The sequence below is a fragment of the Janthinobacterium sp. SUN033 genome (genome assembly GCF_030397595.1).
GTDB classification, from domain to species: Bacteria; Pseudomonadota; Gammaproteobacteria; order Burkholderiales; family Burkholderiaceae_D; genus Janthinobacterium; species Janthinobacterium kumbetense.
Genome location: NZ_JAPQNV010000002.1, coordinates 727,697 through 750,561, shown reverse-complemented (window position 1 = coordinate 750,561; position 22,865 = coordinate 727,697). Strand labels below are relative to the sequence as shown.

General features: G+C 65.2%; 18 protein-coding genes and 1 pseudogene. 14 read left to right on the top strand and 5 right to left on the bottom strand.

Translation table 11 applies throughout. The features are described 5' to 3' along the window. Nucleotides 1–43: 43 nt before the first annotated feature. Complete coding sequence (acpA, locus tag OX460_RS11980) at nt 44–2,164, bottom strand: acid phosphatase (protein ID WP_289898740.1); 2,121 nt, start codon at nt 2,162–2,164, stop codon at nt 44–46. A 166-nt stretch (nt 2,165–2,330) separates the two neighbouring features. Here acpA and OX460_RS11975 point away from each other — a divergent pair, with 166 nt between their 5' ends. Beyond that, nucleotides 2,331–3,605, top strand: coding sequence for a cytochrome c peroxidase (locus OX460_RS11975; RefSeq protein ID WP_289898896.1), 1,275 nt, complete (start codon nt 2,331–2,333; stop codon nt 3,603–3,605). 137 nt (nt 3,606–3,742) lie between these two features. Beyond that, complete coding sequence (locus tag OX460_RS11970) at nt 3,743–4,072, top strand: hypothetical protein (RefSeq protein WP_077408123.1); 330 nt, start codon at nt 3,743–3,745, stop codon at nt 4,070–4,072. A 57-nt stretch (nt 4,073–4,129) separates the two neighbouring features. On the opposite strand, the gene OX460_RS11965 is transcribed toward OX460_RS11970, so the two are convergent. The 4 genes from OX460_RS11965 to OX460_RS11950 all read right to left on the bottom strand — a co-directional run bounded on the left by OX460_RS11965 (nt 4,130) and on the right by OX460_RS11950 (nt 10,937). Then, nucleotides 4,130–6,253: a GGDEF domain-containing protein gene (locus tag OX460_RS11965; protein WP_354669826.1), complete on the bottom strand. Its 2,124-nt coding sequence runs from the start codon at nt 6,251–6,253 to the stop codon at nt 4,130–4,132. A 120-nt stretch (nt 6,254–6,373) separates the two neighbouring features. Further along, nucleotides 6,374–8,182: an ABC transporter transmembrane domain-containing protein gene (locus OX460_RS11960; RefSeq protein WP_289898739.1), complete on the bottom strand. Its 1,809-nt coding sequence runs from the start codon at nt 8,180–8,182 to the stop codon at nt 6,374–6,376. Further along, nucleotides 8,172–9,923, bottom strand: a complete 1,752-nt coding sequence (locus tag OX460_RS11955) for an ATP-binding cassette domain-containing protein (RefSeq protein WP_289898738.1) — start codon at nt 9,921–9,923, stop codon at nt 8,172–8,174. Before OX460_RS11955 ends, OX460_RS11960 begins: the two co-directional genes overlap by 11 nt. A gap of 165 nt (nt 9,924–10,088) precedes the next feature. After that, nucleotides 10,089–10,937, bottom strand: coding sequence for a phasin family protein (locus OX460_RS11950; protein ID WP_289898737.1), 849 nt, complete (start codon nt 10,935–10,937; stop codon nt 10,089–10,091). Nucleotides 10,938–11,327: 390 nt separating this feature from the next. Between OX460_RS11950 and OX460_RS11945 the strand changes: the two genes are divergently transcribed. The 12 genes and pseudogenes from OX460_RS11945 to OX460_RS11890 all read left to right on the top strand — a co-directional run bounded on the left by OX460_RS11945 (nt 11,328) and on the right by OX460_RS11890 (nt 22,825). Then, a complete protein-coding gene (locus OX460_RS11945) occupies nt 11,328–12,602 on the top strand; it encodes an amidohydrolase family protein (RefSeq protein ID WP_289898736.1) in 1,275 nt (424 codons plus the stop codon). Nucleotides 12,603–12,638: 36 nt separating this feature from the next. Beyond that, on the top strand, nt 12,639–13,157 hold the full coding sequence (locus OX460_RS11940) for an N-acetyltransferase (RefSeq protein ID WP_099666740.1): 519 nt from the start codon (nt 12,639–12,641) through the stop codon (nt 13,155–13,157). Continuing rightward, nucleotides 13,154–13,684: a GNAT family N-acetyltransferase gene (locus OX460_RS11935; RefSeq protein ID WP_289898735.1), complete on the top strand. Its 531-nt coding sequence runs from the start codon at nt 13,154–13,156 to the stop codon at nt 13,682–13,684. The genes OX460_RS11940 and OX460_RS11935 overlap by 4 nt, the downstream gene beginning before the upstream one ends. Nucleotides 13,685–13,829: 145 nt before the next feature. After that, nucleotides 13,830–15,092: a sugar ABC transporter substrate-binding protein gene (locus OX460_RS11930; protein WP_251350744.1), complete on the top strand. Its 1,263-nt coding sequence runs from the start codon at nt 13,830–13,832 to the stop codon at nt 15,090–15,092. A 120-nt stretch (nt 15,093–15,212) separates the two neighbouring features. After that, on the top strand, nt 15,213–16,103 hold the full coding sequence (locus OX460_RS11925) for a sugar ABC transporter permease (protein ID WP_289898734.1): 891 nt from the start codon (nt 15,213–15,215) through the stop codon (nt 16,101–16,103). Continuing rightward, the gene (locus OX460_RS11920; protein ID WP_289898733.1) at nt 16,091–16,918 is read left to right on the top strand and encodes a carbohydrate ABC transporter permease; all 828 of its coding nucleotides are present in this window, start codon (nt 16,091–16,093) and stop codon (nt 16,916–16,918) included. Before OX460_RS11925 ends, OX460_RS11920 begins: the two co-directional genes overlap by 13 nt. A 21-nt stretch (nt 16,919–16,939) precedes the next feature. Then, nucleotides 16,940–17,980 carry an NAD(P)-dependent alcohol dehydrogenase gene (locus tag OX460_RS11915; protein ID WP_289898732.1) on the top strand — a complete coding sequence of 347 codons (1,041 nt, stop codon included), beginning with the start codon at nt 16,940–16,942 and terminating at the stop codon, nt 17,978–17,980. Nucleotides 17,981–17,982: 2 nt separating this feature from the next. After that, nucleotides 17,983–19,083 (top strand): annotated as a pseudogene (gene ugpC / locus OX460_RS11910) (sn-glycerol-3-phosphate ABC transporter ATP-binding protein UgpC); the annotation flags it as partial. Nucleotides 19,084–19,146: 63 nt separating this feature from the next. Continuing rightward, nucleotides 19,147–20,037, top strand: a complete 891-nt coding sequence (locus tag OX460_RS11905) for an AraC family transcriptional regulator (RefSeq protein ID WP_077408099.1) — start codon at nt 19,147–19,149, stop codon at nt 20,035–20,037. Nucleotides 20,038–20,054: 17 nt separating this feature from the next. After that, nucleotides 20,055–21,524, top strand: coding sequence for a xylulokinase (gene xylB / locus OX460_RS11900; RefSeq protein ID WP_289898731.1), 1,470 nt, complete (start codon nt 20,055–20,057; stop codon nt 21,522–21,524). Between the two features lie 85 nt (nt 21,525–21,609). Next, on the top strand, nt 21,610–22,269 hold the full coding sequence (locus OX460_RS11895) for a TetR/AcrR family transcriptional regulator (RefSeq protein ID WP_289898730.1): 660 nt from the start codon (nt 21,610–21,612) through the stop codon (nt 22,267–22,269). Beyond that, complete coding sequence (locus OX460_RS11890; RefSeq protein ID WP_289898729.1) at nt 22,253–22,825, top strand: cytochrome b; 573 nt, start codon at nt 22,253–22,255, stop codon at nt 22,823–22,825. The genes OX460_RS11895 and OX460_RS11890 overlap by 17 nt, the downstream gene beginning before the upstream one ends. The last annotated feature ends 40 nt before the right edge of the window (nt 22,826–22,865 follow it).

Sequence of the window (22,865 nt, the reverse complement as noted above, 5' to 3'; positions counted from 1 at the left end):
CGCGGCCAGGCCGTGCGGGCGTCGCGCCTGTCGGCGGGCGCGATTACTCTTGCGGCACCAGCGCCAGCGCCGCGCTGAAGTCGCCCATCGGCTTGCCGCCGTTGGCCACCAGCGCCTTGTCGCGCGTGCTCAAGCCATCGAGCACGGGCAACGCAAAACGGTGCGTGATGGCGCGCAGGATGGAAGCCGAATCGTATTGCGTATGATCAACTAATCCCTTTTTCACGTACGGCGAGACGAGGATGGCGGGCACGCGCGTGCCGGGACCCCAGCGGTCGCCCTTCGGCGGCGCCGCGTGGTCGTAAAAGCCGCCGTTTTCATCGTAGGTGACGATGACCAGCATGTTCTTCCATTGCGGACTTTTCTTCAGCTGGGCGATGACGCTGGCGATGTGCGCGTCGCCGTCGGCCACGCTGGCATAGCCCGCGTGCTGGTTCAAGTTGCCCTGCGGCTTGTAGAAGGTCACGGGCGGCAGCTTGCCGGCGCCCGCGTCGCTGAGGAACTGGCTGTCGAAGTCGCGCAGGTGGGCGGCGCGGTAGGCGGGCGCCTTCACGGGGTCCATATTCGCAAAGTAATTGAAGGGCTGGTGGTGGAACTGGAAGTTCGGCGGATTCGGGAAGCTGCCGGCGCGCGCGCTGGCCGTCGCCAGGGCCGTCGTGTCTTTCCAGGCGCCTGCATACCAGGCCCAGTCGATGTTCTTGCCTGAAAGCAAGTCACCGATATTCGTCTGCGTCTGCTGCGGCAGGGTGGTGGCCTTGCCCGTGTCCGCATACAGCTTGCTGCTGTCGCCGGACGCCGGCGCATTGCTGCTGGGCTGGAACGGCGGCTGCATGGTATTGACGGCATAGAACATGCCCGTGCTGTCGGCCGGCGTCAGCGCGCCGTCATTGGCATACGCAGGGGCGCTGTTCAGGACGGTGCCCGGCGCCGTGGCGGACGGCGTCAGGCGCAGGAAGTTGCCCTTGGCATCGACGTCGATCTTGGCGATCGAACCCTTGGCCACCGAGGTGTCGGCGTTCGGGTAGGTGGGCGCGCAGGCGCAGATCAGGTACTGGTGCGTGAGGAAGGAGCCGCCGAAGGCGCCGATGAACAGGTTGTCGGCCAGCGCATATTGCCTGGCGATGTCCCACAGCTGCATCTTGCTGCCGTCGTAATAGCCCATGCTCAAACCGCCCGCGTCGGAATACGCCGTAAACTTGTCGTTGGCGCCGCCGTTGATCTGCATCTGGTTGTTGTAGAAGCGGTGCACGAGGTCGCGCGTGATCACCGATTGCGGCAGGTACAGGGGGCTGGCGGCGTCGTCGATCTGGAACGGCTTGTTCGGCAGGTTGGCCGATTGCGCCTGGGTGATGACGGTGCTCTGGCCTGCCGCCGTCATGCCGCCCCAGGTGGGCGGCAGCACGGGCAGGGTGCTGCCGTCGTAGTCTTTCTGCGCCACGTAGGCGGAAGTCGACGTGGGATTGACGCCCGGCACGCCGTTCGCGCCCGGGAACAGGCCGTACAGATTGTCGAAGCCGCGGTTTTCCGCGTAGATGACGACGATGGTCTGGATATTGTTCAGCGCCAGGGCGCCGTTCAGGGCGGCCAGCGCGTCGGCGGGCGCCGCTTGCGCGCTGGCGCTGGCGATCAAGGCCGTCACGCTGGCGTTTTCCGCCTTCAGTTTCGCCAGTTCGTCGCCGCTGGCCTTGTTGAAGTCGGACGCCAGGCCCGCTTCCGACACGCCCAGGCGCGCGGCCAGCTTGCTGCTGGCGGCCGCAAAGTCGCCGCCGTTGCCATCCATGACTTGCGCCAGTTCCGTCGACAGGGCGCTCACAAACGCGCTGTGGCCGGCGGGAGCGCGCAGCAGCAGTTTTTGCGTCACCTTGCTGCCGGCGTCGCCGATGGCTTCATGGCGGATGGCGTCCGTGCCGATGGTCGCCAGCACGGCGCCCTGGCCGTCCAGCGTGTAGCTGCCGTCGGCGGCCGTGCGTACGGTGGCGGAAGCGTTGTCGCACGTCAGCTTGGCGGTGGCGCTTTCCAGGCACACCTGGGCGTTTTCATAGTAGCTGCCGATCACCTGGCCTTGGGTGCCGGGTGTGATCGCATAGTCGCTGCCGCAGGCGGCCAGGCCCAGCGACAGTAACAACGGCAGGGGCCGCAGGGAGGGTTTTGCGTGCAAGTTCATGTTCATGCCTTCTGGGTGGAAAACGTCGCATGCTAGGCAGGCAATATGTCAGCTGCGTGACATGTCAGCGCCTGTTACATGACGTAATGTACGAACTTGATACATGAGGTTTTGCGGGGTTTTGTCACGCAGTTGTCACATGCCGTTGCTACGCTGCCAGCCCATGATGAAAACGATACCCCCTCTGCTGCTTGCCATGTGCATGCTGTCCGCCTGCCAGCCCGCGCCGCCGCCGGAAGCCCAGGCCGCCCCCGCGCCCGCCTACCTGGCCGCGGCCTACGCGCCGAGCCTGAAGCGCCAGCCATCGGTGGCGGCAATGACGGCCATGGGCCGCGCCATGTTTTTCGAGCCCGGCCTGTCCGTGTCGGGCAAGCTGGCGTGCGCCAGCTGCCACAGTCCCGAGCACGCGTACGGTCCGCCGAACGGGCTGGCGGTGCAGCTGGGCGGCCCGGAATTGAAGGATGCGGGCACGCGCGCGGCGCCCTCGCTGCGCTATCTGCAGACGGCGCCCGCCTTCAGCGAGCACTATCACGACGACGATGGCGACGACAGCGTCGATGCGGGTCCCACGGGCGGGCGCAACTGGGATGGCCGCGCCCAGTCCGGCCATGAGCAGGCGCTGGCGCCCTTGCTCTCGCCGCGCGAGATGGGCAACCGCGACGGGGCCGCCGTCGTCGCCAAGCTGCGGGCCGGTCCGCTGGCGGCGCAGTTCCGTCAGACGTATGGCGCGGATATCTTCGAGCAGCCGGGCCAGGCGCTGCGCTGGGCGCTGATGTCGCTGGAAGTGTTCCAGGAAAGCCCGGCCGACTTCTACCCCTACACGAGCAAGTACGACGCCGTGCTGCGCAAGCAGGCCGTCCTGAGCCCGCAGGAAGCGCGTGGCCTGGCCCTGTTCAACGATGAACGCAAGGGCAATTGCGCCTCCTGCCATATCAGCCAGGTGAGTGCCGGCGGCGCCTTCCCGCAATTTACGGATTACGGCTTGATCAATATCGGCGTGCCGCGCAACGGCAAGCTGCCGGTCAATGCGGACCCGGCGTTCTTTGACCTGGGACTGTGCGGCCCGGACCGCACCGACTTGACGCAGCACAAGGAATATTGCGGCAGCTTCAAGACACCGTCCCTGCGCAATGTCGCCCTGCGCAAGGTGTTTTTCCACAACGGCAGCTTTGACAGCCTGGAACAGGTGCTGCGTTTTTACGTGCAGCGCGATACGGCGCCGCAAAAATGGTATCCAAGGGATAAGCACGGCAAGGTGCGAAAATACAACGATATGCCGCCGGGAATGGACGCGAACGTGAACGTGGAAGCGCCATTCGACCGCCAGCCGGGCCAGGCGCCCGCCCTGAACGCGGCGGAGATCGCCGACGTGATCGCCTTCCTGCAGACCTTGACGGATGGCTATCGGGCGCCCCGTCCTGCGCAGGGAAAACATGGCTAAAAAATATCAAGATACCATTGCTTACAACTACGCCACAAAAGCGTGTTTTTATGTGCGTTAGCGCACGCTAGAAAATTTTAGGCAGGTGTATATTGCGAACTGATCTGTGTCTTTTGATAACAATGAAAGGGAATATCATGAAAGTAAGCAAAAATTGGATGACCGTGTGCGCCGCCGGGATGATGGTCGTGGCACTGGCTGCCTGCCAGAAGAAGAGCGATGTCGCCGCAGGCCCTGCGGAACAGGCTGGCCAGAAGATCGATGCGGCCGCTGCCAAGGCTGAAGCCGACATCAAGGCCGCCGCTACCAAGGCTGACGCTGCCGTGAGCCAGGCCGCTGCCGATACGGGCGCCAAGATGGACCAGGTCGCCGCTGACGCCGACAAGAAAATGAGCGAAGCGGCCGACGCCGTCGGCAAGAAAGTGGAAAAAGCGGGCGAAAAGATGCAGGACGCCGCGCACAAGTAATCATCGCGATAACATCGCCAGGGCCGGCCACGGCCGGTCCGCTCCCCGCAGTGGTCGTCAGGTGACGGCCGCTGCGGTCACGCCATCGCTGGCGCCAGCCTGGCTGCCCCGCGTCGCAGCGCCTGCAGCGGCAGTATCGCCCCCGTCCGTTCCCCCCAGCACCACGCTCAGATCGACAAAGCCGTCGCGCCACGCGCGCTCCAGGTCTTGCTCCACCGCTTCCAGGGTCGTTTTTTCCACCTGCTGAAAACCGCGCAAGCCATACGCCCGGTTGCGCCCGTGCGCCTTGGCCAGGTACAGCGCCATGTCGATCAGGTTGACGCTGCGTTCCCACGTGAGCGGGCGTCCCAGCGGCGCCAGCGGATAGGGCGCAAAGCCCACGGAGACGTGCACCTGGATGGCCTGTCCCTGGTAGTGGATGCTTTGCGCCGCCATGCCGTTGAGGATGCGCCGCGCGATATCGTCGAGCCCGTCGCGCGCGACAGCCGGCAGGAAGGCAAGGAATTCCTCGCCGCCCCAGCGCACGATCATGTCCGTTTCGCGCAACACGTCGTGCAAGGTTTCGGCGATCGTCGTCAGCACCAGGTCGCCCGCGGCATGGCCGTAACGGTCGTTGATGTGCTTGAAATGGTCGACATCGAGCAGGAACAGCGCGCCCACGACATCGGCGCCGCCGTAGGCCGGCTGCGGCTTGCCCGCATGGCTGCGCATGAATTCCTGGAAATGGCGGCGGTTGTACAGGGCCGTCAGCGGGTCGCGCGAGCTCTGGCGCTTGAGTTCCTGGTTTTTCACCTTCAGCTGCACGTTCGCGTGGCGCACCTTGCGGTACAGCAAGCCAACGATGGCGGACGCCATGGCCAGTACCAGCGCCAGCAGCCACCACACGCGCTGCTGCAGGCGGCGGTTGTCGATTTCCGTGCTCTTGAGCTGATTTTCGCGGCTCAGCAGCTCGATCTGGCGCTGTTTCTTTTCCGCCTCATACTTTTCTTGCAGCTCATACACGGCTTTTTGCCGTTGTTTCTCGAACAACTGGTTCGAGATGCCCCGCTCGCGGTGGTAGGCCGTCACGGCGCCGCGCAGGTCGCCCGCCTTTTCCAGCGCCGTGCCGTATTCCAGCAGCACGGCCTGCATGTCCGGCTGGTTGGCCGTGCGTTCGTAGTAGGCCAGGCCCGTGGCCACGCTTTGCTTGCCTTCCTGCAGGCGTCCCTGGCCGATCAGCGCCTGTCCGATGTTCAGGCGCGCCGTCGCTTCCACCTGTTCATTGTTGACCAGGCGCCCCGCCGTGATGGCTTCATTCGCATAGCGCAGCGCGCGCACGTAGTCGCCTTCCTTCAGGTAGCTGTCCGACAGGTTGACGAGGGTAACGGCCACCATGCCGCGCGCGTCCAGCTGGCGTTCCAGCGCCAGGGCCGCCAGCAGGGCGCGCTGGCCCCGCTGCGGCTGCTGCGCGTCGAGCGCCAGCCCGTATTCCGTATTCTTCGCCTGCGCCATGCGGCCCGGCGACGCCAGGGTGCCGGATACGGCCAGCAATTCGTCGAGCACCGCGAAGCCCTTGTCGTATTCGCGCATCTGCGTGTACAGCAGGGTGAGGGCATTCAGGGCGGCGGCCAGGCTGGTGGGGGAGTTGCTCTGGCGCGCCAGGTCGACGGCCGCCTGCAGCTTGGCCAGCGCAAACGGGAAATTGCCTTCCTCGGCCCACGACTGGCCCGCGCTGATGGTCGCCTGCACGCGCACGGGCAAGTCGTCCGTGCGGTTGGCGATGCGTTCCGCTTCGAAGGCCAGCAGGTGCGAGGCGCGGCGTTCGTTCATGGCAAACGTGATGTAGGCTTTGCAGAGCACGCCTTTCGCCAGCGCCACGTCGTTCTTGTTGGCGCGGGCGTAGGCGATCAGCTCCTCGGCCAGCTGCATGGCGAGGTCGTTCTGCCCCAGGCGCATGCGGACGGTGCTCAGCTGGGTCAGGAATTCCGCGCGCACGGGCAGGGGGGCGCTGCGCGCCTGCGTTTCCACCTCCTGCAGGCGCTGCAGGGCGCGCGCGGGCACGAAGCGGCCATCCTCGCGTACGGCGGCAATCTGCTGCTCCAGGTTGCCGGCCTGGGCATGGGCGGCGGGCGGCAGCAGGCAGGCCAGTACCAGCAGCCAATGCGCCTTTCGCCATGATGCCCGTCTCTGTCTGCCTGCCAACGTCCCGCTCCCGCAATGACCACCTGTCTTGAACAGATTATATTCTGTTGCAATCAAGAAATATCATGCGGTGCGCAGAAATTTGCGAAAGTGCACACGGCAGGCATTGACAAGGCCCCCTTACTGCGCCAGCTGCTGCAGCAGGTACAGGCGCTGGTACAGGCCGCCTTCGATCTGCATCAGGGCGTCGTGCGGCCCCGCTTCCGTGATGCGGCCGTGATTCAGGACGATGATCCGGTCGGCTTCGCGGATGGTCGACAGGCGGTGGGCGATGGCGATGATGGTCACCTTGCCGCGCAATTCGTTGAGGGCCAGCTGCACGATCTGCTCCGTCTGGCTATCGATGCGCGACGTCGCTTCGTCCAGCAGCAGAATGCGCGGCTGGCCGGCCAGCGCGCGGGCAATGGCGATCAGCTGCTTCTGCCCCGACGACAGGCGCGAGCCGCCTTCGCCCAGCGGCGTGTCGTAGCCGTGTTCCAGCGCGGCGATGAAATCGTGCGCATGTGCGGCGCGCGCTGCCGTCTCGATCTGCTGCTGCGTGTAGCCGCGGCCCATGTCGATGTTTTCGCGCGCGGAGGCGGCCAGCAGGAAGGGGTCTTGCGGCACCAGGCCCACGTCGGCGCGGAAATGCTCGTTGTCGATGCTGTCGAGGGCGACGCCATTGATGGCGATGCTGCCCTGTGTGACGGGGTAGAAGCGCAGCAACAAGGAGAGCAGGGTCGACTTGCCGCTGCCCGTGTGGCCGACGATGCCGAAGAAGGCACCTTGCGGGATGGTCAGCGACAGGTCGTGCAGCACGGGCTGGTTTTCCACGTAGGCGAAGGTCAGGCGGGAAATGTCCACGGCGGGCAGGTCGACGCCCGCTTTCGCCTGCCGCAGGGCCGGTGTTTCCCTGCCCTGCGCGTGTTCGAGCGCCTGCGCTTCGTCCAGCAGGGCCGAGACGCGCGCCGTCGCCACCACAGATTGCTGCAATTGACTGAACTGCATGGTGATCTGGATCAAGGGTTCGATCACGCGCGCGATGTAGCTGATGAATGCGTACAGCACGCCCACTTCCACAGCGCCCATCTCGCGCCGGCCGAAGCTGAAGATGACGACGGCCAGCAGCACGATGTTGAGCATGTCGAGCGCGGGGCGCAGCAGCCAGGCGTTGGCGCGCAATTCCTGCATGCGCGCCGTGTAGTGGTCCTGGTTGATGCCCGTGAAGCGCGCGCCGAAGCGCTTTTCCGCGTTATTCGCCTGCAGCACGCTCATGCCGCCGATCGATTCGGCGATCTGCCCGTTGATTTCGCTGCGCAGGGCGCGCGCGCGCGTGACGGCCGGCGCGCTCCAGCGCTGGTACAGGAAGACGATGACCAGCACGGCCGGCAGCAGGGCCAGCACGATCAGCATCAGCCGCCAGTCGAGGAAGGCCATGGCGGCCATGGTGCCGACCAGCACGATGGAGCTGTCGAGGATGACGAACAGCACTTGCACGTACAGCGATTTCACGGCTTCCGTGTCGTTGGTGACGCGGCTGACCAGCTGGCCCGTGATGGCGCGGTCGAAAAAACTCATCGGCAGGCGCAGCACGTGCTGGTACACGGTTTCGCGCAGGCGCTGCACCGAGCGCATGGCCAGGCCGGACAGGCGCACCAGCTGCAGATAGCGCAGGCCGGAAGCGACCCAGCCCGTCAGCAGGCAGCCGCCCAGCAGCAGGGACATGCGCGTCCAGTCCAGGTTGCGCGGCAGCAGATGCTGGTCGATCAGGGCCTTGCCCAGGATCGGCCCCGTCACTTCCAGGGCGGCGGCGAGGATCAGCCAGAACGTGGCCCAGTACAGGTGGCGCAGGTCGGGCGCGGCGGCGCGACGCAGCAGGCCGATGGCTTGCGCGGCCTGGCGGCGCACGGATGGCGTGGCGGTGGTGGCGTGGTCGGTCTTAGATGGCATCGAGGCTGGCCTCCAGTTGTTGATAGCGCCACTGGCTGGCATACCAGCCGTCGCGCTGCATCAGCGCGTCGTGGTTGCCCGTTTCCGTCACGTGGCCATCGCGCAGGACCAAAATCAGGTCGGCGTTGACGACGGCGCTCAGGCGGTGGCTGGCGATGATGGCGCTGCGCTCGGGGCGGCGCGCGCGCAATTCTTCCAGGTGCTGCAGGATGCGCGTTTCCGTGCCCGTGTCGACTGCGGACAGCGCATCATCCAACAGCAGCAAGCCGTTGTCGGCCAGGAGAGCCCGGGCGATCGCCACGCGCTGGCGCTGGCCGCCGGACAGGGTGATGCCTTTTTCGCCCACGTGCGTCTGGTAGCCGTCGGGGAATTGCAAAATGTCCGCATGGATGTCGGCCAGCTGCGCCGCCCGTTCCACTTCCTCGCGCGTGGCGCCGGGACGGGCCAGGGCGATATTGTCCGCGATGGTGGCGGAAAACAGGAACGATTCCTGCGGCACCCAGCTGATGGCAGCGCGCAGCGCATGCAGGGTGTAGGCGTCCAGCGGCTGGCCATTCCACGTGGCCGTGCCCGATTGCGGCGTGACCTGGCGCAGCAGCACGCGCAGCAGGGTCGACTTGCCGCTGCCCGTGGGGCCCACCAGGCCCAGGGTCTGGCCCGGCTGCAGGCGTAGCGAGATGCCGGACAGCGCGGGCGCCGTCTGGCCTGCGTAGGCGAAGCCGATGTCCTGCAATTGCAGGGGGCCGGGCGTCAGCGTATCAATAGTGCCATGGTCGTCGATGGCCAGCGGCGCATCGAGCATCGGCTGCAGGCGCTGCCAGGCGGCGCGGCCCCGTTCGATCAGCGAGAGTACCCAGCCGGCGGCGAACATGGGCCAGATCAGCTGGCCCAGGTACATGGAAAAGCTCGTCAGCGCGCCGATGGTCAGCTGGTCTTGCCACACGAGGTAGCCGCCCAGGCCCAGGGTCAGCGCCGTGGCGGCCGTCAGGGTCAGGCCGACGGCCGGTTCATACGCCGCTTCCCAGCGCTGCGCCGTCAGGCTGGCGTTCGCCGCGTGGCCGGCCAGGGTGGAGAATTGCTTGCTGCTGCGCTCTTCCAGGCCCAGCGCGCGCAGGGTGCGCACGCCCGACAGCGATTCCTGCACATGGTCGTTCAGCGCGGAAAAGCGTTTCAGCGAATCCGTCGACGCCGTATGGATATGGCTGGAAATGCGCCAGAAGGCCAGTCCCATCAGCGGGAAGGGCAGGAGGGCGATGCAGGCCAGGCGCCAGTCCACGCCCAGCAGCATGATGCCCAGCACCATCAGCAGGGTCAAGGTGCCGTCGAAGCCGGCCAGCATGGCTTCGCCGGCGGCCATTTCGATGGCGTCGATGTCGTTGGTCGCCAGCGCCATCAGGTCGCCCGTGCGCTGGTTCTGGTAAAACGACGCGCCCTGCTGCGACATGCGCGTGTAGAAGCGCGTGCGCAGCATCACGCCCAGCTGGTAGGCGGCCTTGAACAGGGTGATGCGCCAGCCCACGCGCAGGAAGTAGATGACGACGCCGACGGCGAGCAGGGTCAGCAGCTCAAGCCACAGTTCGGCCGCCGTCATGCGGTGTGCGGCCAGGGCGTCGATGATGGCGCCCACGCGGCGCGGGATCCAGACGGTCAGTGTTGCCACGCCTGTCAGCATGACGGCAGCGGCGGCATACGCCGGCCAATGCTGACGCACGAAGCCGGCGATGAGCCTCGATAAACTCATGGTTACCTTTTGTTTTGAATAATGGGGTGTCGCGGGGCGGAAGGACGGGCACGCGGACGGAAAGTACGCGTAGGATACAACAAGGCGGAAAAGCGCGCTGTGGGCGGGCACGCAAAAAACGGGCCGTAGCCCGTTGTTTTGCTGCATCAGTGCCGTGCGCGAGGCTTACTTGCGACCGCTGCCTTTGCCGCCCAGCATGTCGAGCTGTTTCGATGGCGTGCCCTTGGGCGCAACCTTGGCTGCCGGCTTGGCGGCTGGCGCAGGGGCGTGCTTCACGGCGGCCTTGGCCACGGTCTTGCCGGCGGCGCTGGTCGGCTTGGCGGCCGGTTTGCTCGTAGGAAATGGTTTCGCGGCCGGCTTGGCCGGTGCTGGCGCGGCGGCTTTCGCTGGCGCGGCGACGGGCGCCGGTGCGGGCTTGGCCGCTTCAGGCTTGGCTGCCGGCTTCGCTTCGACCACTTTCACGGCAGGCTTGTCGGCAATCTTCTCGGCAACCTTGGCAGGCGCCGCTTCCGGTTTGGCTGCCGGCGCGGCGACTGGTGCGGGGGCTGGCGCTGCCTTGGCGGCAGGCTTGGCCACGTCTACAGGCTTGGCGGCAACGGGGGCAGCTGCCGCTGCAGGCGCAGGTACGGCGGCCAGCGCGGGCTTGGCTGCTGCAGGCGCGGGAGCGATGGCAGGGGCGACGGCATCGAGACGGGCCTTGGCCGAGGCCAGCAATTCAGCCTGGGTGCTCGAGGCGATGCCGAACAGCTGGCGGCTGTAGGCCAGCACGCTTTCGATGTTCGGCTGGGCCTGGCTGGTGCTATAGCTGAAGAAGTCGCGCGGATCCTGCGTTTCCAGCAGGTGCTGCGCCGTTTCCGCCGTGTGCGACAGGGCGGCCTTGCCTGCGTTCAAGTTCAGGGCGATGATTTTCTCGGCGCTTTCAAAGACTTTGCTGGTGAGGGTGCTGAAGATTTGCAGCTGGTTTTCCAGTTGCGACTTGGCGGCGCTGGAAAATTGTTCAGGAAGCGGAAACATATTTACTCCTTTGTACGGATTAAAATGCTGGCAAAACGCTCTGCAAAATCCCGAAAACCAGAGTTGGCCGCGTTTTGTAAAGTGGGTAGCGCGCTAAAAGCTGATCATGGACTTTTTATGATGCAACGCAATATGAATATTCTAGCGGTGATTCGAGTTAGTTGAAAGCTATTTTCTCAAGGGCGTGCGCCGCATGTTTGCCACGGGCTGGCTGTATTCATGCGCCTGGCAGCATTTGCAGATAGTTTGCGCGTGCGCAAAGCGTTGTCATGGAATCTATGGCTACGCTTTTGCCAGTGAGTATATTCGTGCACTGCAGCATCCTTGAGGAAATAAGATGACAATGCACTGGAAGCACCAGGTACCGCAGTCAACCGAAGGAGTGTCCGCATGGACCTAGTCATCCGCAATGCCAGCCTGCCCGACGGGCGCCGCGCCATCGATATCGCCATCGAGGGCGGCCGCATCGCCGCCGTCGGCCCCGCCTTGCCCGTGACGGGCGCGCAAGAGATCGACGCCGCCGGCGACCTGGTCACGCCACCGTTTGTCGACGCCCACTTCCACATGGATGCCACGCTCAGCTATGGCCTGCCGCGCGTGAACGCCTCCGGTACTTTGCTCGAAGGTATCGCCCTGTGGGGCGAATTGAAGCCGCAATTGACGCAGCAGGCGCTGGTGGACCGCGCCTTGCAGTATTGCGACTGGGCCGTGGCGCGCGGCTTGCTGGCCATCCGCTCGCACGTGGATATCTGCGACCCGCGCCTGCTGGCCGTCGAAGCGCTGCTCGATGTGAAACGCCAGGTGGCGCCGTATCTGGATTTGCAGCTGGTGGCCTTCCCGCAGGATGGCATCCTGCGCAGCCCCGGCGCCTTCGACAATCTGAAGCGCGCCATCGCCATGGGCGTCGACGTGGTGGGCGGTATCCCGCATTTCGAACGCACCATGGCCGACGGCGCGGAATCCGTGCGCCTGCTGTGCGAATTTGCCTGCGAGCGGGGCCTGATGGTGGACATGCATTGCGACGAATCGGACGACCCGCTGTCGCGCCACATCGAAACCCTGGCCTTCCACAGCCAGCGCCTCAGCATGCAGGGCAGGGTGACGGGGTCGCACCTGACGTCCATGCATTCGATGGACAATTACTATGTCAGCAAACTGCTGCCCCTGATCCGCGAGGCGGGCGTGGCGGCCATTGCCAACCCCCTCATCAACATCACTTTGCAGGCGCGCCACGACACGTATCCGAAGCGGCGCGGCATGACGCGCGTGCCCGAGATGCTGGCCGCCGGCATTCCCGTCGCCTTCGGCCACGACTGCGTGATGGATCCGTGGTACAGCCTCGGTTCGGGCGACATGCTGGAAGTGGCGCACATGGGACTGCACGTGGCGCAGATGACGGGCCAGCAAGCGATGCACGACTGCTTCCTGGCCGTGACGGAGACGCCGGCGCGCATCCTCGGTCTCGAGGGCTACGGCATCGCGCCCGGCTGCCATGCGGACTTGCTGATCCTCGATTGCAGTTCGACGGTGGAAGCGCTGCGCCTGCGCGCGGCGCGGCGCCTGGTGCTGCGGCGCGGGAAAGTCGTCAGCGAATCGCCCCGCGCGCAATCGCGCCTGCACCTGCCGGGGCGGCCCGATAGCGTGAATTTCCGCCTGGGGCGCTGATACAATCAGCCATCACTTGTTATCGGGAGCACCGCCTTGAAAGAAATTGACATCCGCCCGGCCACCGAAGCCGATTTTGACGCCATGTGGCCGATCTTCCAGACGCTGGTGGCCGCCGGCGACACCTATACCTTTCCCGCCGATACCACGCGCGAAGCGTGCCACGCCTACTGGTTCGGCCCTGGCGTGCAAAGCTTCGTCGCCGTGATGGGCACGGAGCGGCTGCTGGGCATGTACAAGCTGGTGGCGAACCAGCCGGGCCATGGCTCGCACGTGGCCAACGCCTCGTTCATGGTCGACCCGGCTGCGCAAGGCGTGGGCGTGGGCCGCCTGCTGGGCGTGCACTGCATGGAAGAAGCGCGCCGCGCGGGCTACCTGGCGATGCAGTTCAACTTCGTCGTCAGCACCAACCTGGCCGCCGTCACCCTGTGGAAAAAACTGGGCTTCACGGTGGTCGCTACCCTGCCGCTGGCCTACCGCCACGCGCAACTGGGCTATGTGGACGCCTACGTGATGTACCAGCTGCTGAGCGACCCGATGCAGTGGCCGGCATGAGCGGCGCCATCACCATCTGCGAGACGCCGCGCCTGCGCCTGCGCACGGTGACGCCGGACGATGCGGCCTTCTACCTGGAGCTGGTCAACGACCCGTCGTGGATCGCCAACATCGGCCAGCGCAATCTCCACACCGTGGAGGCGGCCCGCGCGGCCCTGGAAACGGGGCCGATGGCGCAGTTCCGCGAGCAGGGCTATTCCCTGTACATCGTCGAGCGCCGCAGCGATGGCGCGCCTGTCGGCATGGCTGGCCTGGTGCGGCGCGACAGCCTGCCCGGCCCCGATATCGGCTATGCCGTGCGCCCCGCCTACTGGGGGCAGGGCTATGCCTACGAGGCGGCGGCCGCCATCGTGCGGCACGCGCAGCAGGTACTGCGCCTGCGCACCCTGTACGGCATCACTTCGCAGCAGAACCAGGCGTCGATCAATCTGCTCAACAAGCTGGGGTTGCGCTACGAGCGTTTCTCGCGCCTGCCGCCGGAGGGCAGGGAGACGAATATCTACCGCAAGGATTTTCGCCAGGACTGAGACGGAAAATCCGTATCGGCGAAGTGAAAAAAAGTATTTAGAAACCGGCGCCTTTTGTAGTGGTGATGCGCCGTCTTTGTTTTTATAGTGGTTTCACCGGTGGAAAACCGCCGGACTATAAAAATGGAGACGTGTTATGAAAATCATGACTGCTGTTGCATGGGGCGCCCTCATGTCCGCCGGGTTTGCAGACGCCTCGGCGCAAAGCTGCTCGGTGCCCGTGATCAAGGTGCTGGCGCAAAAAAGCCTGGGCCTGACGGTGATGGAAAAGACCCTCGCCGAGTATGAAAAGAAAAGCGGCACCAAGGTACAAATCAGCTATTTCGGCGAAAACGACCGCCGCTCCAAGGCCAGGCTCGATGCTTCCACCAAGGCCGGCTCCTACCAGATCTACTACATCGACGAAGCCAACGTGGCCGAATTTGCCACGGCCGGCTGGGTCGTCCCCCTGCTCAAATACCTGCCCAAGGAAGCCGACTACGACGACTTCCTGCCGGGCCGCCGCGCCGTCGCCTCGTACAAGGGCGTGGCGTATTTCGCGCCCCTGATCGGCGGCAGCGACTTCCTGTTCTACCGCCGCGACCTGCTGGAAAAGGCCGGCATCGCCGTGCCGAAGACGCTCGACGAACTGGTCGCCGCCGTCAAGAAAATGAACAGCCCGCCAAATGTCTACGGCTGGGCGGCGCGGGGCCAGCGCGGCTCTGGCATGAATGTCTGGCGCTGGTCGCCGTTCATGCTGGCCGCCGGCGGCAAGTGGGAAAAGGATGGCGTGCCGACTTTCAATTCGCCGCAGGCCGTGAAAGCGACCACCCTGTACCGCGACCTTTTCAAGTATTCGCCGCCGGGCGGCGCCACCTACGACTGGAGCAATGCGCTCGAAGCGTTCAGGTCGGGCAAGGTGGCCTTCATGATCGAGTCGACGCCCTTCGCCGACTGGATGGAAGACCCGAAAAAATCGTCGGTGGTCGACAAGGTCGGCTACGTGCGCCCGCCCGCGCCGCTGGCGTCGGCCGCGTACGGCCATGGTCTGGCCATTTCCGCCACGGGCGCCAAAGATGAATGCACGCGCCAGGCGGCCGGCAAGTTCATCGCTTTCGCCACGGGCAAGGAGCAGGAACAGGCGCGCCTGAAGGACAACGTCTTCAGCGACTACAACCGCACCAGCACCATCAACAGCGACTACTTCCGCAAGCACGTCAAGCCGCAGATCCAGGCGGGCCTGACGGACACCACGCCCGTCTCGCGCGTCACCATCTGGCCTAGCCCAGAGTGGCCGGACATCGGCGACAACCTAGGCGTGGTGCTGGAAGAAGTGTTTACGGGCACGCGCGGCGACGTGCAGAGCGCGCTCGATGAGGCGAATGAGTATGCGACTGAGGTGATGCAGCGGGCCAACAGGCGTAAATAAGCCCTTATCGCCAACGACTCCACCAGCTAAAACCAGGGGTCAGACCCGACGGGTCTGACCCCAGCTCTTGCTTTTGGGGTGACGCCAGCGCTTGTCCGTTCTCGTTTGAAAGCCATCACCATGCCGCATTCCATCCGTAAAAAACGCCACACCTGGCTGCCGGCCGTCTTTCTGACGCTGCCGCTGCTGGTCCTGCTGATACTGGGCCTGGTGCCCAGCATCGCCGCCATCAACCTGGCCCTGCAAAACCGCGTACTGCGCTACAGCGATAGCGACTACGTCGGCTTTGCCAATTTTCTCCGCCTGTTCGGCGACCGCCGCTTCGTCAATGCCGTGCAGGTATCGGCCATCTGGGAAGTGGTCACCGTGGCCGGCTCGCTGATCGTCGGCGTGTTGCTGGCCGTGTTCCTGTTTGAGAGAGTCAAGGGACGCACCCGCGACATCATCGCGCTGCTGCTGATCGTGCCCGTGCTGCTGCCGCGCGTCTCGGCCGCCTTCATCTGGAAGTTCATGTATTCGCCGCTGATGGGCATCCTCAACTGGCTGCTCGAGTGCGTGGGCCTGGGCGGCACGGCCTTGCTGTCCGATCCCGCCACGGCCCTGTATGCGGTGGCGCTGGTCGACATCTGGCAGTGGGGCCTGTTCTTCGGCGCCGTCATCCTGAAGCTGCTGGAAACCCTGCCCGCCGAACCGCTGGAAGCGGCGCGCCTCGATTACGCCAGCACGCTGCAGGTGTATGCGTATATTGCGCTGCCGATGCTGAAGGTGCCCATCATGAGCCTCGTGTTCATCAAGATGGTCGAGTCGCTGCGCTCGTTCGACCTGATCTACGTGATGACCAAGGGCGGCCCCGGCATCTCCACCGAAACCCTGGACATGTACGCGTATGCGCAAGGCATCGGCCTGATGGGCAAGGTGTCGTATGCGTCCAGCATGGCCGTGCTGATGATGCTGGCCACGACTGTCATCTTCACTTTACTCTGGAAGCGGGTCGCCAAATGGGAAAACTGACTGTTCGGCGCGGCATGGACCATGCCGCCACCACCGCCATTACCACCGCCATCGTGCTGGTGGCGCTGTTTCCCATCCTGTGGGCCGTGCTCAATTCCTTCAAGGAGCTGATGGACATCGTCACGCCCGTGCCGCGCTTTTTCTTCAGCCCGACCCTGGCTAACTACAAGCAGGTGCTGGCCAGTCCGGAAGTGCTGACGGGACTGGGCAACAGCGTGGCCATCGTCGGCGTGGCCGTCTTGCTGGGCGCCGTGCTGGGCGTGCCGGCCGCGTATGCGATCGCCCGCTATCCGGTTCCCGCCAAGAAGGATATCCAGTTCTTCCTGCTGTCCTTGCGCTTCTTGCCGCCCGTGGCCGTCGCCATTCCGCTGATCTCAATCTGGATCGACCTGGGCCTGTACGACTCGCGCCTGTCGATGGTGGTGACGTATCTGCTGGTGACCTTGTCGACCATCATCTGGCTGTCGATTCCCGCCTTTGCCCGCATCCCGAAAGAGATCGAGGAAGCGGCGGCGCTGGACGGCTACGGCCCGTACCAGGTGTTCTGGCACGTTGCCCTGCCGGTGGCCTCGAAGACCCTGATGGGCGGCATCGTCTTCAGCTTCGTGCTGGTCTGGAATGAACTGATGATCGCGCTGGCGCTCACCTCGTCGAAAAGCATGACCCTGCCCGTGGTGGCGTCGGCGTTTACCTCGATGGGACAGGAAGTGCCGTGGGGCGTGGTGAACGCTTCCACCGTGCTGCTGGCGCTGCCGCCGCTGCTGTTCGTCGGCATCCTGGGCCGGTTGCTCAACTCCATGCTCAAACATAAATAACGATAAACAAGGAAGACAATCATGCAAGCACTCGTACTGGAACAGGCGCATTCAATCACCTTGCGCGACATCGACGTGCCGCTCGCCGTCGGTCCGCGCGACGTGAAAATCAGGATTCATACCGTGGGCATCTGCGGCAGCGACGTGCATTACTTCAAGCACGGCAGGATCGGCCCCTTCGCCGTCGAAGCGCCGATGGTGCTCGGCCACGAGGCATCCGGCGTGGTGGCGGAAGTGGGCGATGAAGTCACGCACCTGAAGGTGGGCGACCGGGTCTGCATGGAGCCGGGCGTGCCGCAGTTCGATTCGCCGGCCACCATGCGCGGCCTGTACAACCTCGATCCCGCCGTGCGCTTCTGGGCCACGCCGCCCATCCACGGCTGCCTCACGCCGTATGTCGTGCATCCGGCCGCGTTCACCTTCAAGCTGCCCGACAACGTCAGCTTCGGCGAAGGCGCCATCGTCGAACCGCTGGCCATCGGCTTGCAGGCGGCGAAAAAGGCGGCCATCAGGCCGGGTGATGTGGCCGTGGTGATCGGCGCGGGCACCATCGGCGCCATGAACACCCTGGCCGCGCTGGCGGGCGGCTGCTCGCGCGTGATCCTGGCCGACCTGGTGCCGGAAAAGCTGGCCCTGTTCGCGGATAATCCTGCCGTGACCACGGTCGATGTGCGCCAGGCCAGCCTGGCCGACACGGTGCGCGAGGCTACCGATGGCTGGGGCGCCGACATCGTCTTCGAGGCTAGCGGCAGCATGCGCGCCTACGACAACATCACCGACCTGCTCTGCCCGAACGGCTGCCTGGTGCTGGTCGGCATGCCGCCGGATAAGGTGCCTTTGGATATCGTCGCCATCCAGGCCAAGGAGGTGCGCATCGAATCCGTCTTCCGCTACGCGAACATCTTCCCGCGCGCCATCGCCTTGCTGGCCTCCGGCAAGATCGACGTGAAGCCCTTCATTTCGCGCACCTTCGGCTTTGCCGACGGCGTGCGGGCGTTCGAGGAAGCGGCCCTGGGCCATCCGCGCGACGTCAAGATCCAGATCGAACTGGCGGGAGACTGATCATGGCAAATATCGCCTGCAGGCAGCTGCACAAGACGTATGACGAGAAGACGGCCGTGCTGCAGCCATTCGACCTGGACATCGATGACGGCGAGTTCATCGTCCTGCTGGGGCCATCGGGCTGCGGCAAGTCGACGCTGCTGCGCATGATCGCAGGCCTGGAAGACATCAGCGGCGGCGAGCTGCTGATCGGCGGCGCCGTCGTCAACGATTTGCCGCCCCGCGCGCGCAACGTGGCCATGGTGTTCCAGAACTACGCGCTGTATCCGCACATGACGGTTTACGACAATATCGCCTTCGGCCTGCGCCGCCTGAAGGTGCCGAACGACGAGATCGAGCGCCGGGTGCGCGAGGTGGCGGCCATCCTCAGCCTGGACAGCCTGCTCGATCGCAAGCCTCGCGCCATGTCGGGCGGCCAGCAGCAGCGCACGGCGATTGCGCGCGCCATGATCAAGACGCCGCAGGTGTTCCTGTTCGACGAACCGCTGTCGAATCTCGATGCCAAGCTGCGCGCGCAGCTGCGTGCCGACATCAAGCGCTTGCACCGTCGCCTGCGCACCACCACGTTGTACGTCACGCACGACCAGCTCGAAGCGATGACCCTGGCCGACCGGGTGGTGTTGATGAAAGGCGGGCATATCGAGCAGATTGGCACGCCGGCGGAACTGTACAACCATCCGCGCACCCTGTTCGCGGCTGGCTTCATCGGCACGCCGGCCATGAACTTCATCGATGGCGTCGTCGAAAAGGAGGGCGGACAAACGGTGCTGGTGTGCGCCGGCTACCGCTGGCCCCTGGTCTCGCCACGCTTCGCCGCGCTGGCGGCGGGTTCGCGTGTGGTCTTCGGCCTGCGTCCGAATCATTTGCGGGCAGCGCCAGCGCAGGCACGAACGCAGGAGCCGGCGGGTACGCATGGCCTGGCGTGCGCGATCGACCTGGTCGAGCTGCTGGGCGCCGAAGCGCTGATCAGCTTTCAGTGCGGCGCATTGACCTTGTCGGCCCTGCTGCCGGCGAATGCGGCCAACAGCGCGGCGCAGGTAGGCCAGACCCTGGCGCTGGCTTTTGACGAGGAACACATGCATCTGTTCGACGCCGACAGCGGGCTGGCGGTGGCCGCGGGCTGAAGTCGTTAAAATAGGGGACCGAGACCGTGCAAGGGAACTGCCGTGACGCCTGACTTGGAACTGATCCACAAACCGATCCACGAATCGTTTCGCGCGTGGGCGCACGGCTTTCCGCACACCGTGGCGAAATGGCATTTTCATCCCGAGTACGAACTGCACTTCATCATCACGTCGAGCGGCAAATTCTTCATCGGCGACCATATCGGCAGTTACGGGGCGGGCAATCTGATCCTGACGGGGCCGAACCTGCCGCACAACTGGGTCAGCGAACTGCCGGAAGGCGTGGTCCTGCCCGAGCGCGACCTGGTGCTGCAGTTTTCCAGCGACTTCATCGAACGTTGCGCGCTGCTGTTCCCGGAAATGGCACCCCTGAAAGCGCTGCTGGGCGAGGCGGGCAGGGGCTTGCAATTTCCCGATGCGCTGGGCCTGCGCCTGGTGCCGCTGATGAAGGAATTGACGACGGCGCAGGGCTTGCGCCGCGTCGAACTGTTTACGCGCCTGTTCGGCGAGCTGTGCGACTGCCGCGAACGGCGCCCGCTGGCCAGCGTCACTTACCTGGCGCAGGCGGGACGCTACATGTCCTCGACCATCAACCTGGTGCTGGCCTACATCAAGCAGAACATCACGCTCGATTTCTGCGAGCAGGACGTGGCCGACGTGGCGGAGATGAACACCCTGAAATTCACGCGTTTCTTCCGCAAGCATACGGGCACTTCGTTCATCCAATACGTGAACCAGGAACGCATCGCGCTGGCCTGCGAGCTGCTGATGAACACGGACATGAAGGTCACCGACATCTGCTACCGCACGGGATTCAACAACCTCTCCAATTTCAACCGCCAGTTCTTGGCGCACAAGCAGATGTCGCCGTCGAAATTCCGCTCCTGCCTGCTGATGAACATGCCCGAGCCGTCAGGCGACGGCCATTCTTAACTTTCTTTTGGAATCAAATGACTTATCTCGGTATCGATATCGGCACTTCCGAAGTCAAGGCCATCCTCACCGATGACGCCCAGGCTATCCTGGCCAGCGCCGGCGTGACCCTGCGCGTCTCCAGTCCCCATCCCGGCTGGTCGGAACAGAATCCCGAGGATTGGTGGCACGCCACCCTGGACGTCATCGCCGCCATCCGCGCCGCGCAGCCGGTGGCGTTTTCCGGCTTGCGCGGCATCGCGCTGTCGGGCCAGATGCATGGCGCCACCCTGCTCGACAAGCAGCAGCACGTGCTGCGCGCCGCCATCCTGTGGAACGACACGCGCGCGTTTGCCGAATGCGTGGAACTGGAAGCGCTGGTGCCCGAGTCGCGCGCCATCACGGGCAACCAGGCCATGCCCGGCTTCACGGCACCCAAGCTGCTGTGGCTGCAAAAATACGAGCCGTCGCTGTTCCGCGCCACGGCCAAGGTCTTGCTGCCGAAGGATTACGTGGCCCTGCGCCTGACGGGCGAGTATGTCTCCGACATGTCCGACGCTTCCGGCACCCTGTGGCTGGACGTGGCCAGGCGCGACTGGTCCGAGCGCATGCTGGCGGCCACCGGCCTCACGCGTGAGCATATGCCGCGCCTGGTCGAAGGCAGCGCTAGCGCCGCGCAGGTGCGATCCTCGCTGTGCCAGGAATGGGGCATCGCGCACACGGTGCTGCTGGCCGGCGGCGCGGGCGACAACGCGGCGGCCGCCGTGGGCCTGGGTGTGGTGGAGCCGGGCGCCGGCCTGCTGTCGCTGGGCACGTCCGGCGTGCTGTTCGCCGGCAGCGACGGCTTCGCGCCGAATCCGGGCCAGGGCGTGCACGCGTTTTGCCATTGCCTGCCCGAGCGCTGGCACCAGATGAGCGTGATCCTCAGCGCCGCGTCCAGCCTCAGCTGGGTGGCGCGGCTGACGCAGTCGTCCGATGTCGGCGAACTGGTGAACCTGGCCGAAGGCGTCGAGGCGCGCATGGCGCCCGTCTTCCTGCCGTATTTGAGCGGCGAACGCACGCCGCACAACGACGCGTCCGCGCGCGGCGTGTTCTTCGGCCTGTCGACGGAACACGGGCGCGCGGAGCTGGCCTACAGCGTGATGGAAGGCGTGGCCTTTGCCATGGCCGACGGCAATGCGGCCCTGCGCAGCGCCGGCACGCGGCTGGAAGAAGCGTCGTTCGTGGGCGGCGGTTCGCGCAGTCGTTTCTGGGCCCAGCTGTGCGCGAATGCCTCCGGTCTGAACGTGCTGCGTCACGACCACGGCGTGGCCGGCGGCACCCTGGGCGCGGCGCGCCTGGCGCAGATGGCGGTGACGGGCTTGCCGCCCGCGCAGGTGTGCACGCGCCCGCCCGTGCAGGAAACGGTGGCGCCGCAGGCGTGCGCCGTGCTCGACGAGCGGCTGGCGCGCTACCGGCGGCTGTATCCGCTGCTGCGCGCGGAGTTCGCGGGAGCGGCTGCGCACTGACGCCGGCAGGTATTTTTGCATTGACATACGTAACGTATGTCAATAACATGCTTTCACATACGCTACGTATGTGAAAGGACTGTCCATGCCCGTCTCCACCGTATCACCCCCGCGCCGCAGCCGCAGCAGCATGATCGAGGAAACCCGCGCCCGGCTGCTGGCGGCGGCGCGCCATGCGTTCGCCGAACAGGGGTATGCGAATACCTCGATGGATGATTTCACGGCCGCCGCCGGCCTGACCCGCGGCGCGCTGTACCACCATTTCGGCAGCAAGGAAAAATTGCTGCTTGCCGTGATCGATCAGCTCGAGGGCGAAGTTGGCGAGCGCCTGCAAGCCATGGCGGACGCCGCGCCCTCTTCGTGGCAAGCGTTTCGCCGCCGCTGCCAGGGCTACCTGGAACTGGCGCTGGTGCCCGAACTGCGCCGCATCATCCTGCAGGATGCGCGCGCCATGTTCGGCGATGTGCCGCAGGCGCACCAGAGCGTCGGCATCGCCGCGTTGCAGGCGGCGCTGCAGGGGCTGATCGATGAAGGCGTGGCGCTGCCTGCGCATACTGGCGTGACGGCCCGCATGCTGTATGGCGCCGTGACCGAAGCGGCCTTCTGGATCGCCGAAGCCGATGGCGACCCGCCCGCGCGGCTGGCCATGTCGCTGGCCGCCCTCGACAAGCTGCTCACTGGCTTGTTGGCCGACCCCGCATCCGCTTTCACTTCCCAGGAACCGCCCCATGCAATGGAAAAATAACGCCGACCGTTTTGGTGCGCTCGCCAAGTTCTTTCACTGGACCAGCGCCGCCGCCTTTATCGGCGCGTATGTCGTTGTCTACTATGTGATCTGGTTCCTGGACGAAGAGGCGCCCGGTACGCTGGCGGTATTGAACGTGCACTGGATGCTGGGCTTGCTGGTGGGCGCGCTGGTGCTGCCGCGCCTGGCGTGGCGGCTGCTCGACGTGCAGCCGCAGGATCCGCCCGGCTCTGCGCTGGAGCACAGGCTGGCGCATGCCGCGCACTGGGGCTTGTATGGCCTGCTGATCGTGCTGCCCCTGACCGGTTACGTGGGCACGGGCCTGCATACTGACTTTGGCCTGTTTACCGTGCCCAGCTTTCGCGATACGGCGCTGTTCGAGTCGATGGCGACGACTTTCGGCATGACCTGGGAAAGCTTCGAGGCGCCGGTGGATATCGTGCACCACTTCCTGGGCAAATGGGTCGCCTGGGGCGTGGTGGGCCTGCATGTGCTGGCCGCCGTGTTCCATCACCGCGTGCGCAAGGACGATGTACTGACCCGCATGCTGCCTTGATGCGGGTACGGGCAAGATTGCCCGGACGACCATGACGGTG

What these genes read in the sequence shown, in the direction of transcription:
- acpA (WP_289898740.1), bottom strand. Translation starts at nt 2,164, where the DNA reads ATGAACTTGCACGCAAAACCCTCCCTGCGGCCCCTGCCGTTGTTACTG.
- OX460_RS11975 (WP_289898896.1), top strand. Translation starts at nt 2,331, where the DNA reads ATGAAAACGATACCCCCTCTGCTGCTTGCCATGTGCATGCTGTCCGCC.
- OX460_RS11970 (WP_077408123.1), top strand. Translation starts at nt 3,743, where the DNA reads ATGAAAGTAAGCAAAAATTGGATGACCGTGTGCGCCGCCGGGATGATG.
- OX460_RS11960 (WP_289898739.1), bottom strand. Translation starts at nt 8,182, where the DNA reads ATGCCATCTAAGACCGACCACGCCACCACCGCCACGCCATCCGTGCGC.
- OX460_RS11955 (WP_289898738.1), bottom strand. Translation starts at nt 9,923, where the DNA reads ATGAGTTTATCGAGGCTCATCGCCGGCTTCGTGCGTCAGCATTGGCCG.
- OX460_RS11950 (WP_289898737.1), bottom strand. Translation starts at nt 10,937, where the DNA reads ATGTTTCCGCTTCCTGAACAATTTTCCAGCGCCGCCAAGTCGCAACTG.
- OX460_RS11945 (WP_289898736.1), top strand. Translation starts at nt 11,328, where the DNA reads ATGGACCTAGTCATCCGCAATGCCAGCCTGCCCGACGGGCGCCGCGCC.
- OX460_RS11935 (WP_289898735.1), top strand. Translation starts at nt 13,154, where the DNA reads ATGAGCGGCGCCATCACCATCTGCGAGACGCCGCGCCTGCGCCTGCGC.
- OX460_RS11930 (WP_251350744.1), top strand. Translation starts at nt 13,830, where the DNA reads ATGACTGCTGTTGCATGGGGCGCCCTCATGTCCGCCGGGTTTGCAGAC.
- OX460_RS11925 (WP_289898734.1), top strand. Translation starts at nt 15,213, where the DNA reads ATGCCGCATTCCATCCGTAAAAAACGCCACACCTGGCTGCCGGCCGTC.
- OX460_RS11920 (WP_289898733.1), top strand. Translation starts at nt 16,091, where the DNA reads ATGGGAAAACTGACTGTTCGGCGCGGCATGGACCATGCCGCCACCACC.
- OX460_RS11915 (WP_289898732.1), top strand. Translation starts at nt 16,940, where the DNA reads ATGCAAGCACTCGTACTGGAACAGGCGCATTCAATCACCTTGCGCGAC.
- xylB (WP_289898731.1), top strand. Translation starts at nt 20,055, where the DNA reads ATGACTTATCTCGGTATCGATATCGGCACTTCCGAAGTCAAGGCCATC.
- OX460_RS11895 (WP_289898730.1), top strand. Translation starts at nt 21,610, where the DNA reads ATGCCCGTCTCCACCGTATCACCCCCGCGCCGCAGCCGCAGCAGCATG.
- OX460_RS11890 (WP_289898729.1), top strand. Translation starts at nt 22,253, where the DNA reads ATGCAATGGAAAAATAACGCCGACCGTTTTGGTGCGCTCGCCAAGTTC.